Source organism: Pleomorphomonas sp. T1.2MG-36, assembly GCF_950100655.1.
Taxonomy (GTDB): Bacteria; Pseudomonadota; Alphaproteobacteria; order Rhizobiales; family Pleomorphomonadaceae; genus Pleomorphomonas.
Window position 1 is genome coordinate 811,400 of sequence record NZ_CATNLY010000023.1, and the last position, 14,446, is coordinate 825,845.

14 protein-coding genes are annotated in these 14,446 nt (G+C 64.9%); 8 read left to right on the forward strand and 6 right to left on the reverse strand.

Annotated elements, in window-relative coordinates:
• Positions 1 to 4 precede the first annotated feature (4 nt).
• Positions 5 to 445 (reverse strand): winged helix-turn-helix transcriptional regulator, encoded by a 441-nt coding sequence (locus QQZ18_RS15150; protein WP_284541750.1) that lies wholly within the window; start codon positions 443 to 445, stop codon positions 5 to 7.
• A 102-nt stretch (positions 446 to 547) separates the two neighbouring features.
• On the opposite strand from QQZ18_RS15150, the gene QQZ18_RS15155 reads away from it, so the two are divergent.
• Positions 548 to 1,573, forward strand: coding sequence for a zinc-binding alcohol dehydrogenase family protein (locus tag QQZ18_RS15155; RefSeq protein WP_284541751.1), 1,026 nt, complete (start codon positions 548 to 550; stop codon positions 1,571 to 1,573).
• Positions 1,574 to 1,713: 140 nt separating this feature from the next.
• Positions 1,714 to 1,872: a DUF3563 domain-containing protein gene (locus tag QQZ18_RS15160; RefSeq protein ID WP_284541752.1), complete on the forward strand. Its 159-nt coding sequence runs from the start codon at positions 1,714 to 1,716 to the stop codon at positions 1,870 to 1,872.
• Positions 1,873 to 1,968: 96 nt separating this feature from the next.
• Here the strand turns inward: QQZ18_RS15160 and QQZ18_RS15165 are convergent, their stop codons facing one another.
• On the reverse strand, positions 1,969 to 3,048 hold the full coding sequence (locus QQZ18_RS15165; protein ID WP_284541753.1) for a LacI family transcriptional regulator: 1,080 nt from the start codon (positions 3,046 to 3,048) through the stop codon (positions 1,969 to 1,971).
• A gap of 442 nt (positions 3,049 to 3,490) precedes the next feature.
• Between QQZ18_RS15165 and QQZ18_RS15170 the strand changes: the two genes are divergently transcribed.
• The 6 genes from QQZ18_RS15170 to QQZ18_RS15195 all read left to right on the forward strand — a co-directional run bounded on the left by QQZ18_RS15170 (position 3,491) and on the right by QQZ18_RS15195 (position 10,550).
• Positions 3,491 to 5,209: an ABC transporter substrate-binding protein gene (locus QQZ18_RS15170; protein WP_284541754.1), complete on the forward strand. Its 1,719-nt coding sequence runs from the start codon at positions 3,491 to 3,493 to the stop codon at positions 5,207 to 5,209.
• Between the two features lie 150 nt (positions 5,210 to 5,359).
• On the forward strand, positions 5,360 to 6,352 hold the full coding sequence (locus tag QQZ18_RS15175; RefSeq protein WP_284541755.1) for an ABC transporter permease: 993 nt from the start codon (positions 5,360 to 5,362) through the stop codon (positions 6,350 to 6,352).
• Positions 6,349 to 7,239, forward strand: coding sequence for an ABC transporter permease (locus QQZ18_RS15180; protein ID WP_284541756.1), 891 nt, complete (start codon positions 6,349 to 6,351; stop codon positions 7,237 to 7,239). The genes QQZ18_RS15175 and QQZ18_RS15180 overlap by 4 nt, the downstream gene beginning before the upstream one ends.
• Before the next feature lies 1 nt (position 7,240).
• A complete protein-coding gene (locus QQZ18_RS15185; protein ID WP_284541757.1) occupies positions 7,241 to 8,203 on the forward strand; it encodes an ABC transporter ATP-binding protein in 963 nt (320 codons plus the stop codon).
• A complete protein-coding gene (locus QQZ18_RS15190; protein WP_284541758.1) occupies positions 8,190 to 9,068 on the forward strand; it encodes an ABC transporter ATP-binding protein in 879 nt (292 codons plus the stop codon). The genes QQZ18_RS15185 and QQZ18_RS15190 overlap by 14 nt, the downstream gene beginning before the upstream one ends.
• 51 nt (positions 9,069 to 9,119) lie before the next feature.
• Positions 9,120 to 10,550 carry an FAD-binding oxidoreductase gene (locus QQZ18_RS15195; RefSeq protein ID WP_342398923.1) on the forward strand — a complete coding sequence of 477 codons (1,431 nt, stop codon included), beginning with the start codon at positions 9,120 to 9,122 and terminating at the stop codon, positions 10,548 to 10,550.
• A gap of 13 nt (positions 10,551 to 10,563) precedes the next feature.
• Here the strand turns inward: QQZ18_RS15195 and QQZ18_RS15200 are convergent, their stop codons facing one another.
• The 4 genes from QQZ18_RS15200 to QQZ18_RS15215 all read right to left on the reverse strand — a co-directional run bounded on the left by QQZ18_RS15200 (position 10,564) and on the right by QQZ18_RS15215 (position 14,395).
• Positions 10,564 to 11,361: an ABC transporter permease gene (locus QQZ18_RS15200; RefSeq protein ID WP_284541759.1), complete on the reverse strand. Its 798-nt coding sequence runs from the start codon at positions 11,359 to 11,361 to the stop codon at positions 10,564 to 10,566.
• 1 nt (position 11,362) lies between these two features.
• Positions 11,363 to 12,214 carry an ABC transporter permease gene (locus QQZ18_RS15205; RefSeq protein ID WP_284541760.1) on the reverse strand — a complete coding sequence of 284 codons (852 nt, stop codon included), beginning with the start codon at positions 12,212 to 12,214 and terminating at the stop codon, positions 11,363 to 11,365.
• The gene (locus QQZ18_RS15210; protein ID WP_284541761.1) at positions 12,211 to 13,242 is read right to left on the reverse strand and encodes an ABC transporter ATP-binding protein; all 1,032 of its coding nucleotides are present in this window, start codon (positions 13,240 to 13,242) and stop codon (positions 12,211 to 12,213) included. Before QQZ18_RS15210 ends, QQZ18_RS15205 begins: the two co-directional genes overlap by 4 nt.
• A 64-nt stretch (positions 13,243 to 13,306) precedes the next feature.
• The gene (locus QQZ18_RS15215; RefSeq protein ID WP_446728653.1) at positions 13,307 to 14,395 is read right to left on the reverse strand and encodes an ABC transporter substrate-binding protein; all 1,089 of its coding nucleotides are present in this window, start codon (positions 14,393 to 14,395) and stop codon (positions 13,307 to 13,309) included.
• Between the last annotated feature and the right edge of the window lie 51 nt (positions 14,396 to 14,446).

Genomic DNA, 14,446 nt, shown 5'->3' on the forward strand with positions numbered 1-14,446 from the left:
TCGATCACTCGATCGGTTCGGGATCGTACCTTGCCCACTGGTGCCCACCGGCCGTCTGGCCGGTCGGTGCCGGTGGGTTTTGTTTTTCACCAACCGCCTTGGGCTTACCGAAGCGGCCGATGTTGGCATCGCCCCAAACCTTCAGCGCCATCAGTACGGGCTCCATGGAGCGGCCGAGCGGCGACAGCGAATACTCCACCTTGGGAGGCACTTGCGGATAGACGGTGCGCACGACAAGCCCATCTTCCTCCAGTTCGCGCAACTGGTTGGTCAGCATGCGTGGTGTCACCGACGCAAGAATGCGGCTCAACTCGCCGAAGCGCAGCGTCCGTTCCAGCAGATGGAAGAGGATCACCGACTTCCATTTTCCATCGATGAGGCCGATGGCCGCTTCCACCGCGCAGCCGGGCGCGCAGTCGAAGCGCGAATGCCGGACCTTGGCCATGACACTATCCTTTTATGCAGTATTGGCGTCTTTTGTGCGTATTGGCTAATGCAGATGGTAGGAGCAACTATGGCGCATATCAACCGCAAAGGAAGTTGCCCGATGAAAGCCATTGCCTACCGCCAACCCGGCACCATTGACCGGCCAGACGCACTCCTCGACGTCGACCTGCCGACACCGGTTGCCGAAGGACGCGACCTCCTCGTCGAGATCGCCGCCGTCGCGGTCAATCCGGTCGACACCAAGGTGCGCAAGAGCGCCGCGCCAGCTCCGGGAACGCTCAAGGTGCTCGGCTGGGACGCGGTGGGCCGCGTGGTTGCCGTGGGAGATGAGGTGACCGCCTTTCAGCCTGGCGACGAGGTCTGGTACGCCGGATCCATCGCCCGCCCGGGCGCCAACAGCCAGTTTCACCTCGTCGACGAGCGCCTCGTCGGCCAGAAGCCGAAATCGCTGACGAACGCTGAGGCGGCGGCGCTGCCGCTCACCGCCATCACCGCATGGGAGATGCTGTTCGACCGGCTCGACGTGCGGCGCGGCGTTCCCGGCGCGGCCAATGCCATTCTGATCGTCGGCGGCGCGGGCGGCGTCGGGTCGATCGCCATCCAGCTTGCCCGCGCGCTCACCGACCTCACCGTCATCGCCACGGCGTCGCGCCCCGAAACGGCGGCCTGGGCGCGCGAACTCGGCGCCCAGCATGTCGTCGATCACTCGCGCCCGCTCGCCGATGAAGTGGCCGCGCTGGGGATCGGCGCGCCGGCTTTCGTCTTCTCGACCACCGAAACGCATCGCCATCTCGGAGAGATCGCAAAGCTCATCGCGCCGCAGGGGCGCTTCGGGTTGATCGACGATCCCGACGGCCTCGATATCACCGGGTTCAAGCGCAAGGCGGTCTCTGTGCATTGGGAGCTGATGTTCACCCGCTCGCTGTTTGAGACGCCGGACATGACGGAGCAGGGAAGACTTCTCGGCGAAGTTGCCCGCCTCGTCGATGCCGGCCGATTGCGTACCACGCTGACCGAGGTGCTGCGGCCGATCAACGCCGACAACCTACGGCGCGCTCATGCGGTCATCGAAAGCGGACGGGCGCGCGGCAAGATCGTTCTCGAAGGATTTTCTCAGGAAAACTGAAGCATCCCCAAAGAAAATACGACTCGCGGCGGCGGCCTCGGCCCATTGGAGAGAAACGGCCGAGGCGCTATATTCAGGGTGCAAAGAAGAGAACGAAGACGGGTTCCGGGAACCGCCCGGAACGGAAAAGGACAAAGATCATGTTCGGCACCCTGAAGCACCTTGCCAAGACCTTCCGCGCTCCCGCCGCCGCCGAGCGCGAACTCATCTACATCACCGCGGCCGACCGTTATGATCTTGAGGCGCGCGCGCGCCATGCGGCGCGCGGCCTCTGCCGCCAGCCGGCCCTCGGCTGCTGACCGGCCACCGGACTCCGGCCGACCACCCCCGGCCGACGTCGAGCGCTCGATTTCCCTGACCGGATCGGGCGCTTTGTCGTATCCAGGCGATGGCGGTCAACGAATCCCGTTGGCAGCCACCCTCGCTTCCATGGTTTCCGAGACCGCGATCCGCGGCTCATCCAGGAAGTGGGTATCGGCGTCGGCGGTGCCCTCGATGCGGCCGACGATTGCCCGGGCGAGCCAGCGCCCGGCGGCGCGAAAATCCTCGTGCGCCGTCTCGATGGCGGGCCGGAACTTGCGGAACAGGTCGGACGATTCCTTGATCACCACGTCGAAGTCGCGACCGAGCACGAGACCGGCCGACTCGGCCCCGGCGGTTACCGACAGGGCGGCCACGGCGCCGCCGCTGACGAATCCATCCGGCCGGTCGGCGCGCTGCATCAAACGAAACACTTCGGCCTGAATGCATTCATGCGGGCTGTCGGTGTCGATGCCCACGACGGCAACCGTCTCGAGGCCCAAGGCCGTCACCCCGCGGCAAAAGCCCGAGGCCATGTGGCGCGCGTAGGCGAGATGCGGAGGCGGCCCGACGAGCGCCACACGACGGCGACCGAGACTGGCAAGGCGCTTGACGGCGCTTTCGGCGTAGGCCTCGTTGTCGAAGTCGAAATAGGGATGGACGATGCCCATGCTGGTCCGGCCATGGGTCGCAAACGGCACGCCTCGCTCGGTCAGAAAGCGAACGCGCGCATCGTCGGGCTCGATGCGGGCAAACAGGATGCCGTCGGCGGCGCCGGCCTCGACGATGTTGCGGACCGGCTCGAGAGGATTCGAGGCCGGATCGTGCATCATCACGACCAACTGGTAGGTCGACGACGACAGGGCCTCGGAAATGCCATAGATGAGCTGCGAATTGATACCCAGCTCTTCCGCTTCGGTGGCCAGGACCAGGGCAATGACGTGACTGCGCCCCGTACGGAGACGAACGCCGGCCCGGTTCGGCTGATAGCCGAGGCTGTCGGCCAGCTTACGGACGCGTGCCTTCGTCTCCTCTCCGATGTCCGGCGCATCGTGCAGGGCCCGCGATACCGTCGTCACGCCAAGGCCGGCCAGCCGGGCGATGGTCTTGAGCGTCGGCCGAGCGGGCGGCTGAGCGGGCGCGTCTTCCGAGCGCGTCTCGTCGTGCGATACCATATTGCCAATCAGCGCAATCCCCCGGTCGTTGCCGGCGGCGCTGCTCCTCCCAATCGTTCACCCTACATCCTTTGGGCGAGGAACAGAACAGAGGCTTGCGTATTGTTGCGCCTTTGAGTAAGGCTACTGTAACGTTACAGGAGAGAATGCCGCGGGCAACCGCGGAAGGCGCGCCGGCAAGTCGCCAACTGTGATATCGCGAATTCCAGAGGAGATTTCAGCGATATTTCAGCGAGTTGCCGATGGGGGAGCGAGAGGAGCCAACAGTCGCCGCTGTTCTGTCATCGGCCGTCCGGTCGGATCGTTTGGGTAATTCCATTTTCCTGACCGTCATTTGCCAATGACTCTCTCGAAAGATGCGCAACCCTGCGGCGTGGGCCGTCCGGGAAGCGTTTGGTCGCGGCGGGGAGCTTGTCGCCGCAGGAGGAAAGGGAGGATCGAGATGTCCTTTGGTATCAATCGTCGCACCTTCACGGTCGTGTCGGCCGCCGCCCTGATGGCGACAGTGGCCGGCTCGGCCCTTGCGCAGTCGGGTGAGTACCCGCGCAACGAAACGCTCTACATGAGCGGTGCCCAGTGGGGCAACATTGTCGGCTTCAACCCCTATTTCGGCAACTTTGCCAACGGTCTGGTTGGCCTCGTCAACGAGACCCTGTTCCGTTACGACCCGGTCGCCGACAAGTACATCGACTGGCTGGCTGAGAAGGGCGAGTGGGATAGCCCGACCGTGTTCAAGCTGACCATCCGCTCCGGCATCAAGTGGAGCGATGGCGGCGACTTCACCGCCGACGACGTGAAGTGGAACATCGATCTCGGCAAGCTGCCGACCATCTGGTGGAACGATCTTTACAAGAGCATCAAGAGTGTCGAGGCGGCCGGCAACACGGTGACGGTGACCTTCGAAGGTACGCCCAACTACCAGGCCTGGCAGAACGCCCTCTGGAACATTCCGATGATGAAGCCTTCCCAGTGGAAGGATCACGCCAACGAAACCGAGATCACGTCCTGGACGCCGGAAGAGCCGATCGGTACCGGCCCCTACGTGTTCGACAAGGCCGGCTATGATCCGACGACTCGCGTCGTCTGGACGAAGACGCCGGACGGCTGGTGGGCATCGAAGGCCGGCATTTCGCCCGATCCGAAGCCCAAATACATCATCGACCTCGTCAACTCGTCGAACAACGTGGCGCTCGGCCTGCTGCTCTCCGGCAAGCAGGACCTCAACAACAACTTCCTGCCGGGCGTGGCGACGCTGATCAGCGGCGGCTATGGCCTGCACACCTACTACGACAAGCCGCCCTACATGCTGCCGGCGGTCACCTCCTGGCTGCTGCCGAACACCAAGAAGGCACCGCTCGACGACGCGGCCTTCCGCCGTGCGCTGGCCTTTGCCATCAACACCGACCAGATCGCCAAGGTTGACTACGGCAACGTCGTGCTGCCCGCCAGCCCGACCGGTCTGCTGCCGGTGTGGGACAAGTACATCGACAAGGAAGCGGTGAAGAAGCACGGCTTCAGCTACAACCCGAAGAAGGCAGCCGAGATCCTCGACAAGGCCGGCTACAAGAAGGGCGCCGACGGCTTCTACCAGACGCCGAAGGGCGAGCCGATCGACCTCAAGATCGAGGTTCCCTCGGGCTGGTCGGACTGGATGCAGGCGGTGCAGATGATCTCGGCCGACGCCAAGGCGGTCGGCATCAAGATCACGCCGAAGTATCCGGACTTCAACACCTACCAGTCGCAGCGCAACACCGGCAATTTCGATCTGATGATCGAAAATTCCCAGCCGCTCAGCGACACGCCCTACACCTACTACCGCTACCTCTACCAGCTTCCCATCCTGAGCTCGCAGACCAACTACAACTTTGCGCGCTTCGAGGACAAGAAGGCCTGGGATCTCACTGTGGAGCTCGCCAAGACGCCGCGTACCGACATCGACAAGATGAAGGAAATCACGGCCAAGCTTCAGGTCAGCTTCATGGAAGAGCTGCCGATGATTCCGCTCTGGTACAACGGCGCCTGGGCTCAGATGAGCACCACCACCTGGAAGAACTGGCCGGCCGACGGCACCGACCGTCAGTTCATCCCGATCGCGTGGCGCGGCTGGCTGCAGATGACCGGCCTCGACACCATCACGCATCTCGAGCCGGCCGGCGAGTAAGTCGCCGTTTCCCCGTCCCGGTGGCCAACGCCGCCGGGACGCCTCCGCCCGACCGAACGAACGACTCGCTCGCGCAGAACCTGGACGACGGCAACCGTCGCCGTCCGGGTCCGGCCGGGGGATCTTTGTTCCTTTTCCGGAGCCCCGACCGTGCTGCGCTATCTCGCCCGGAAGCTATTCATCTATATCCTGACGTTCATCGTCGCGGTGACCATCGACTGGGCCATCCCCCGCTTCATGCCGGGCAATCCCGTCGACGCGCTCGTGTCGCGCATCGCCCTCATGCCGGACGCCAACGCGGCGCTGACATCCTATTTCATGGCGGCCTTCAATCTCGACCAGCCGCTATGGCAGCAGTATCTCAATTTCTGGTGGGCCTTGTTCAACGGCGATCTCGGCCGGTCGATCATGCTGTTCCCGACCCCGGTGACGACGCTGATCGGCCGCGCCCTGCCCTACACGCTGGGCCTGCTGCTGCCGTCGATCCTGCTCTCCTGGTATGTCGGCAACGTCGTCGGTGCGCTGGCGGCGCGGCGCAAGCTTCTGGACAACAGCGTACTGCCTCTCGGCTACCTGCTCACCGCAACGCCCTACATGTGGCTCGGCATCCTGCTCGCCTGGGTTCTCGGCTCGACGCTCGGCTGGTTCCCCCTGGCCTTCGGCTACGACCAGTCGCTCAAGGCCGAGTGGTCCTGGCAGTTCTTCGGCAGCTTGCTCTACCACTGGTTCCTGCCGTTTGCCTCGTTGTTCCTGGTAGCGCTCGGCGGCTGGGCGATCGGCATGCGCAACATGATCATCTACGAACTTGAAAGCGACTACGCCAACTATCTGATGGCGCTCGGCGCTCCGCAGCGGCTCGTGCGCAAATACGCCTTCCGCAACGCCATGCTGCCGCAAATCACCGGCCTCGCCCTGCAACTCGGCGCAGTGGTCGGCGGCGCGCTGGTAACCGAAATCGTCTTCTCCTATCCCGGTCTCGGCTGGCTGGTGCTCTCTGGCATCCAGAACCAGGACTATTTCGTGATCCAGGGCGTGTTCCTGTTCATCATCGTCGGCGTCCTGCTCGCCAACCTGATCGTTGATGTCGTCTACGTAATCGTCGATCCGCGCACCCGCGTCGGACTGCAAGGAGATGCAGCATGACGAGCACCACCAGTTCTTCTCCGGCAGCCCCCGCCGCCAAGAGCGGCCGCAACGAGATCCTCTATTTCGCCTTCCGCAACACCAAGCTGGTGATCGGCGCCATCGTCTTCGTGCTCTTCCTCCTGGGCGCGATCTTCGGTCCGATGTTCGCGACTCACGAGCCTCTGACCTTCGATGCTCCTCCGGGCATGCCGCCCTCGGCCGACTACTGGTTCGGCACCACGCTGTTTGGCCAGGACGTGTTCTCCCAGTTCGTCCACGGCCTGCGTTCCAGCTTCATCGTCGGAGCACTGGGCGGCGTCACGGCAGCGGTGATCGGCATGCTGGTCGGCTTCTTCGCCGGCTACCGTGGAGGCATCATCGACGAAGTACTGAACATGCTGACCAACGTCGTGCTGGTCATTCCCACCTTCGCCGTCCTTCTGGTGGTTGCCGCCTATCTCAGCGTGCGCGGCCTCGGCACGGAAGCCATGTTCATCGGCCTGACCTCCTGGCCCTGGGCGGCGCGCGCCATCCGCGCCCAGACCTTCTCGCTCACCTCGCGCGACTTCGTCGGCATGGCACGACTCAACGGCGAGAGCACCTTCCGCATCATCTTCGGCGAGATCGCGCCGAACATGAGCTCCTATCTGGTGATGACCTTCATCCTGCTGTTCGGCGGCGCCATCCTCACCGCCGCGACGCTGGACTTCATCGGGCTGGGACCGACCGACTCCATCTCGCTCGGCCTGATGATGAACTACTCGGTGATGAACGCCGCGCTGCAGCTCGGCATGTGGTGGTGGTTCGTGCCGCCGGGCCTTGCCATCACCGCCATCGTCGGCTCGCTCTACGTCATGAACGTCGGCCTCGACGAGGTGTTCAATCCCAAGCTGAGGACGCTCTGACATGCTGGCGGTATCCGACCTCAAGATCCACTATCGGACGCTCGCCGGCAGCGTCAAAGCCCTCGACGGCGTCAGCTTCTCCGTCGCCGACGGCGAAATCATGGGCCTGGCCGGCGAGTCCGGCTGCGGCAAGTCGACGCTGGGCAAGGCGCTGATCCGCCTCGAAGAACGCATGCAATATGTCGGCGGAGAGGTAAGGCTCGACGACAAGGTCCTGCCGATCGCCGACGACAAGGCGATGAACCCATACCGCTTCCGCGAGGTCTCCATCGTTCCTCAATATGCCATGAGCGCGCTCAATCCGACGCGCCGCATCGGCCGGATGATCGACGAGCTTCTGGAAACGCGCGGGCTCAAGGGGGCGGCGTTGCGCCCCGAGCTCGAACGGCGCCTCGCCATTCTCGGTCTCGCGCCCGACGTGCTCGGCATGTATCCGATCGAGCTGTCCGGCGGCATGAAGCAGCGCGTCGTCATGGTCCTCTCGACCCTGCTCGATCCGTCGCTGCTCATCGCCGACGAGGTGACGTCGGCCCTCGACGTGGCCTCGCAGAAGAAGGTGGCCGGTGCGCTGGTGGAGTTCCGCGATCGCGGTTACGTCAAATCGATGATCGTGGTCACCCACGATCTCGCCATCCTCGCCCAGATCGCCGACAGCATCATGATCATGTACGCCGGCAAACTGGCCGAGAAGGCGCCGACGCGCACCATCGTCGAGGCACCGGTGCATCCCTACACGCGCCTGTTGCTCGGTTCGCTGCCCGAGGTGGGCATCCGCTTCGAGGATAAGCGGTTGCCGGGCATCAAGGGGCGACCACCGTCTCTCCTCTCTCCGCCGGCAGGCTGCCGCTTCCGCGACCGTTGCCCGCTGGCCTTCGGCAAGTGCGTCGAAGAGCCCCCCTTCATCGAGATCGCTCCCGACCATCAGGTCGCTTGCTGGAAGGCGGACGCCCATGCTCAAGGTTGAGAACGTATCCAAGGTGTTCCGCTCTGGCGCCTTTGGCGGCAAGAAGAAGCGCGTGATCCAAGACATCGACTTCGAGGTGAAGCCCGGCGAGGTGGTCTCCCTGATCGGCGAAAGCGGCTCGGGCAAGACCACCGTCGGTCGCATGATCCTTCGTCTCACGTCGGTGAGCGAGGGACGCATCACCTTCGATGGCGAGGACGTCTCGACGCTGAAAGGCGCCAGCCTGAAGGCCTACTATCGCCGCGTCCAGGGCGTGTTTCAGGATCCCTTCAGTTCGTTCAACCCGATCTTCAAGGTCGGGCGCGTTTTCCGCACCATCCGCCGCGAGTTCCTGGCCGACCTTGATAACGCAGCTTGGGAGGAACGCCTGACGGGCGCGCTCAACGCCGTCGGCCTGGAGGACGCCGCCCTCGACAAGTTCCCCCACCAGATGAGCGGCGGTCAGTTGCAGCGCCTCTTGATCGCTCGCGCCCTCGTTCTCGACATCCGGCTGCTCGTCGCCGACGAGATCATTTCGATGCTCGACGCCTCGACCCGCATCGACGTGCTCAACCTGCTCGGCGATCTCAAGCGCAAGGGACTGTCGATCATCTTCGTCACCCACGACCTCGCGCTGGGCAACTACATCTCCGACCGGATCATCATCCTGCAGAAGGGCGTCATCGTCGAAATGGGGGCGACCGACAAGGTGTTCGGCGACCCGCAGCATCCCTACACCCGATCCCTGCTCGACGCCGTACCGCATCTCCACGAGCGCTGGAGCGAGGAAGAGCTGAAGGACCTGGGGCTCGTCGCCGATACCGCCCGGTTCGGAGGCCACCTCATCGAGCATCGGGAGAACCATCTCGTACGGGTTTATTCCTGAGCGACAGCACAGGAGGCCAATCGACCTGTCCTGCTCACCGGCCGGCATGCTATGCCGGTCGCAGATTTGCAGCGGGGCGGCGAGATGAACGGGCGCGGCGAGGCACAGGCTTTTTTGGAACTGCGGGCGGCGCTCGGGCCGTCCGGATATCTTGACGGCGACGATATCCCGCCCCGCAACCATGCCGATGCCTCCGTGCTGCCTCCGCAGGGGCCACTCGCCGTCCTGCGGCCCGCGTCGACCGACGAGGTGTCGGCCGCGCTTGCCATCGCCTCCCGTCACCATCTCGCCGTGACCGTACAGGGCGGACTGACCGGCCTCTGCGGCGGAGCGACGCCGGCTCCCGGATCGCTGGCGCTCTCACTCGAGCGGCTCACCGGCATCAAGGAGATCGACGGCCGCGCCATGACGCTGACGGCCAGGGCCGGCACACCGCTTGAGGCGATGCAGCGGGCGGCCGAGGCGGAAGGGTTCCTGTTCCCGGTCGATTTCGGCGCGCGCGGCACGGCGACGGCCGGCGGCATCGTGTCGACCAATGCCGGCGGCAATCGCGTGCTGCGCTACGGCATGACGCGCGCCTCGGTGATCGGCCTCGAGGCGGTGCTTGCCGACGGCACGGTGATCGGCTCGCTGAACAAGATGCTGAAGAACAACGCCGGGCCCGACCTGAAACAGATGTTCGTCGGATCCGAGGGCCTGCTCGGCGTGGTGACGCGGGTGGTGTTCGCGCTTCAACCGCTGCCCCGCTGGACCGGGCTGGCGTTGGTCGCCGTTCGCGACTTCGAAGCCGCCGCCGACATTCTCGCCAGCGCCCGCGCCGATCTCGGTCCGACGCTGTCCGCCTTCGAGGTGATGTGGCCCGACTACTGGACGATGGTGACGGCAAACGTACCCGGCCGCCGCGATCCATTCGACGGCGGACACGGTCTCTATCTGCTGGTCGAGGGGCACGGCCGCGACGCGACGCGTGACGGCGCCGCATTCGAGGCCTTCCTGGAGGGCATCTATGAGGCGGGCCTTGTCGAAGATGCGATGCTGGCGCAGTCACTGTCCGACATGGAGGCCTTCTGGGCGATCCGCGACGCCTCGGCGGAAATCGAGCCGGTGCTGGGCGATCATGAGAGCTTCGACGTCGGCTTGCCACCCAGTGAGGTCGGACGCTTCGTCGACGCTTGCCGCGTAGCGCTGGCGCGCGAGCTGCCGGCGAGCCGGGCCGTGTTCTTCGGCCACGCCGCTGACGGCAACATCCATGTCATGGCCTCGGTGCCCGAGCCAGGCCCGCACGGCCATCATGCGGTGGAAAGCGTCGTTTACGGCGTCACGCGCAGCTTCTCCGGCTCGGTGTCGGCCGAACACGGCATCGGCGCGCTGAAGCGCGGCTGGCTGGCCCACAGCCGGTCATCCGCCGAGATCGCCTTGATGAAGCGCCTCAAGGCGGCGGTCGACCCCAAAGGCCTCCTCAACCCCGGCAAGGTCATTTAGGGCAGGCCGCAGGTCAGTCCTTCGAGGACATGGCGCCCATCAGTCTGGGCAGGTCGCCGAAGCGGGCGATGAGGCCGAACACCGCTGCCGTCACGGCCACGAACAACACCGACACGGCCGCCATGGTCGGCGTGTAGCCGTAGCGGAGCGCGTTGAACACCTTGATCGGCAGCGTTTCGCGCACGAAGCCGATGGTCATGTAGGCGACGATGTATTCGTTGAGCGACAGCACGAAGGCGAAGGCGTAGCCGGAGACGACATAGGGCAGGATCAGCGGCAAGACGACGGTTCGGAACACCGTCCGGTCGTCGGCGCCCATGGTGGCGGCCGCCTCCGTCAGCGAACGATCGATCGACGAGAAGCCGAGCGTCAGCGTCACCAGCGGCAGCGTCACGAAGAAGATGGCGTGGGCGATCACGGCCGTCCACACCTGACCGTAGAAGCCGGACGTCGCCCAGAAGGTGAGAAAGCCCAGCGCGGTGATCACCGGCGGCAGCGTGAAGGGCGCGACGCCGAGCAGTTGGAATACCTGCGCCCACGGCGCGACGCGCCGCCACAGAAACCAGGCGAGCGGCAAGGCGATGGCGACGGCCAGCGCCGCCGAGGTGACGGCCAGCAGCACAGAGGCGACAAGCGCGCGAAGCCACTCGGGGTTGACGAAGATCTCGGCGAACCAGTGCAGGGAGAAGCCCTGCGGCGGAAATGCGAGATTCTGCTTCTCGTTGAACGAGACGCCGGTGACGACGACGATCGGCGCGGCGAGAAAGATGCCGACCAGCGCCAGATAGAGGCGGGAGAGCAGGCGTCCCATCTCAGGCCTCCAGCTTCTTGCCGGCGAGCATGGTCAGCGCGACCAGCGCCAGCGACACCAGCACCAGGAACACGGCCATGGCCGCCGCGAACGGCATGTTGGATTGGTAGAGCGCCTGGTCGGTGATTAGCACCGACAGCGTCCAGTGGCTGGGTCGGCCCAGGATCTGCGGCAGAAGATAGGAACCGAGCGCGAAGATGAAGGCCATGATCAGCGTGGCGATCAGCGTCGTCCTGAGCGCCGGCAGCACCACGGTGAAAAAGGCCTTGAGCGGCGAGGCGCCCAGCGTGCGCGCCGCTTCGGTCAGCGTCGGATCGAGCCGGACCATGGAGGGATAGAGCACCAGCACGGCATAGGGCATCGCCTGATAGACCATGCCGGTGAGCACGGCGCCGAAGCCTGGCACCAACGCCTGCGGAGCCTCCATCAGACCGAGCCGGACGAGCAGGTTGGTGATGCCGGCGGTGCGCGACAGCAGCGTCGACCAAGCAAAGCCGATGATCACTTCCGACAGCGACAGGATGGAGAGAAGCGCCACCAGCCAGATCACCTGCGTCATGCGGCGCGAGCGGGCGATCAGATAGGTGAAGGGCACGGCGACGATCAGCGACACCACCGCCACGGCAATGGCGAGATAGAGCGAGAAGACCAGGACGTTGCCGAAGAACGGCGTCAGGAAGCGGGCATAGTTGGCCAGCACGAAATCCGGCACGTAGAAGCCGCCCTGCTGACGGCGAAAGAAGCTGACCGCCACCATGGTGCCGAACGGCACGATGAAGAAGACGGTCAGCATCAGGCCGGGAAAGATCACCGGCAGGTGCTGGACGAGGCCCCGGGCCGGTTCGCGTCTCATCGGGTGAGCACCACGGAGCGAGTGGGGTCGAGGCGAATGCCGACGCGATCGCCGATGGCGACCTCGGGCCGCGCGCGCGGACTGGTGACGGCGACCACCTGCGTGCCGCCGGCATCGAGGAAGAACTCGATGGCGCCGCCAAGATCGCGCACGAAGGTGACCTTGGCCTCCGGCAGGTCCGAGGACGGCGCGGTCAGCTCGACATCCTCCGGCCGCACCGACAGCGTGGCCTTCGAGACGCCGTAAGGCAGAGCCACGGCGGCAGGACGGCCGAGCAGAACGGCACGGTCGCCGTCACGCGCGATGTCGATCAGGTTGGTGGAACCGATGAAGTCAGCGACAAAGGTATCGGCTGGCTTTCTGTAGATCTCGACCGGTGAGGCCGCCTGACGGATCTCGCCGCCCTGCATGACGATCACCGTGTCGGCCATGGTCATCGCCTCGCGCTGGTCATGGGTGACCACGATGGTGGTGATGCCGAGTTGCTGCTGCAGCTGACGCAGCTCGACCTGCATCGCTTCCCTGAGCTTGGCGTCGAGTGCCGACAACGGTTCGTCGAGCAGGAATAGGCGCGGACTGACGGCCAGCGCCCGGGCGATGGCAACGCGTTGGCGTTGGCCACCCGACAGCTTGGCCACCGGACGGTCGGCATAACCCGGCAGGTGAACGAGAGCCAGCAACTCCTCGACGCGTCGAGCCTGCTCCTCCTTGGAGAGGCCACGGATCCTGAGCGCGTAGGCGATGTTGCCGCCGACGGTGAGATGCGGAAACAGCGCCAGCGACTGGAACACCATGCCGAGATTGCGCTTGTGGGTCGGCTGACGGGTAATGTCCTCGTCGTCGATCGAGATGGTACCGGCCGACGGCACGTCGAGGCCGGCGATCATTCGGAGCAGCGTCGTCTTGCCGCAACCCGACGGCCCGAGCAGGCAGACGAAGCGCCCGTTCGGCACTTCGAGGTCGACATCGTTCACGGCCTTGACCGTGCCGAATTCCCGGCTGACGCCTTTGAGGACCAGACCCGACATGAGGATTCCCGTGGCAAGAAAAGAGGCGCCCCGCCGTGCGGGACGCCGGACGTGGCGGGATCGGTCAGCCGACGATCAGCTCGGTCCACTTTTCGTTCAGCCAGTCGGCCTTTTCGACCTGCATGTCGTAACGCGGGATGATCGGATCGATTTCCGACGAGGCCGCGGCGAACTCGGCGTCGGTGAGGTCGGTCAGCGAGCGCTTGACGGTCGGCGCGGTGCCGACCTTGCGCGTCACCAGTGCCTGGATCGACGGCTGGCTCATGAAGTCGATGAACAGATGGGCTTCCTCGACCTTCTTTGATGCCTTGGACAGCGCCCAGCAGCCGGAGTCGAGGATCCCACCCTCCTTGGGGAAGGTGGAGCGGACGTGGAAGCCATCGGCGATCGCGAGGCCCGTCACGTCATGGTAGTACTGGCCCATCGGGATCTCGCCCGACTTCAGCGCCTGCTCGAACTGCGCCTCGTCGCGATACCACAGGCGGACGTTGCCCTTCAGCTCCGCCAGCTTGTCGAAGGCCTTGAGGATACCTTCCTCGGTATCGAGCGCATTGGTGCCGCCGAAGAAGGTCTTGGCCGTCACTTCCAGCAAGAAGGAGTTGGAGACCAGCGCCATCAGGCCGAGCTTGTCGGCATTGGAAGCATCCCACAGGAAAGCCCAGGAGGTCGGCGCTTCCTTGTAGACGTCGGTGTTGGAGACGAGCGTCACATACCAGGCGACGGCGCCGATGCCGGCGATGCGGCCATCGGGATACTTGTTGACGAAGGCCGGGATCAGGCCGTCGATGTTCTTGATCTTGGCCGGGTCGAGCGGCGCCCACAGTTCGGTGGCCTGCCCCTTCAGCATAGAGGTCTGCGAGATCATCGACACGTCGGCCGGCGCCTCGCCGGCGGTGGCGGCCTGCTGGAGCTGGACGAGCCAGGCTTCGCCGGTCGGCTCGGCCACCGATTCCACGGCGATACCGGTCGCCTTGGTGAATTCGGGGAAGACGTTCTTGTCGAAGGAATCCTTGAAATAGCCGCCGTAGGCGCCGACCTTGAGCGTCCGATCCTGGGCGCGCAACACGCTGGGCATGGCGAGCACGGCGGCACCGGTGGCGCCAGCGGCAAGCAAGGCGCGACGGCTGATGGATAAGTCGGTGATCTTGGTCATCTCTTTGGTTCCCTTTTGTCTGGCCGTCGCCGTATTCGGCATGCGCGGCCG

What these genes read in the sequence shown, in the direction of transcription:
- QQZ18_RS15150 (WP_284541750.1), bottom strand. Translation starts at nt 445, where the DNA reads ATGGCCAAGGTCCGGCATTCGCGCTTCGACTGCGCGCCCGGCTGCGCG.
- QQZ18_RS15155 (WP_284541751.1), top strand. Translation starts at nt 548, where the DNA reads ATGAAAGCCATTGCCTACCGCCAACCCGGCACCATTGACCGGCCAGAC.
- QQZ18_RS15160 (WP_284541752.1), top strand. Translation starts at nt 1,714, where the DNA reads ATGTTCGGCACCCTGAAGCACCTTGCCAAGACCTTCCGCGCTCCCGCC.
- QQZ18_RS15165 (WP_284541753.1), bottom strand. Translation starts at nt 3,048, where the DNA reads ATGGTATCGCACGACGAGACGCGCTCGGAAGACGCGCCCGCTCAGCCG.
- QQZ18_RS15170 (WP_284541754.1), top strand. Translation starts at nt 3,491, where the DNA reads ATGTCCTTTGGTATCAATCGTCGCACCTTCACGGTCGTGTCGGCCGCC.
- QQZ18_RS15180 (WP_284541756.1), top strand. Translation starts at nt 6,349, where the DNA reads ATGACGAGCACCACCAGTTCTTCTCCGGCAGCCCCCGCCGCCAAGAGC.
- QQZ18_RS15185 (WP_284541757.1), top strand. Translation starts at nt 7,241, where the DNA reads ATGCTGGCGGTATCCGACCTCAAGATCCACTATCGGACGCTCGCCGGC.
- QQZ18_RS15190 (WP_284541758.1), top strand. Translation starts at nt 8,190, where the DNA reads ATGCTCAAGGTTGAGAACGTATCCAAGGTGTTCCGCTCTGGCGCCTTT.
- QQZ18_RS15195 (WP_342398923.1), top strand. Translation starts at nt 9,120, where the DNA reads ATGCCGGTCGCAGATTTGCAGCGGGGCGGCGAGATGAACGGGCGCGGC.
- QQZ18_RS15200 (WP_284541759.1), bottom strand. Translation starts at nt 11,361, where the DNA reads ATGGGACGCCTGCTCTCCCGCCTCTATCTGGCGCTGGTCGGCATCTTT.
- QQZ18_RS15205 (WP_284541760.1), bottom strand. Translation starts at nt 12,214, where the DNA reads ATGAGACGCGAACCGGCCCGGGGCCTCGTCCAGCACCTGCCGGTGATC.
- QQZ18_RS15210 (WP_284541761.1), bottom strand. Translation starts at nt 13,242, where the DNA reads ATGTCGGGTCTGGTCCTCAAAGGCGTCAGCCGGGAATTCGGCACGGTC.
- QQZ18_RS15215 (WP_446728653.1), bottom strand. Translation starts at nt 14,395, where the DNA reads ATGACCAAGATCACCGACTTATCCATCAGCCGTCGCGCCTTGCTTGCC.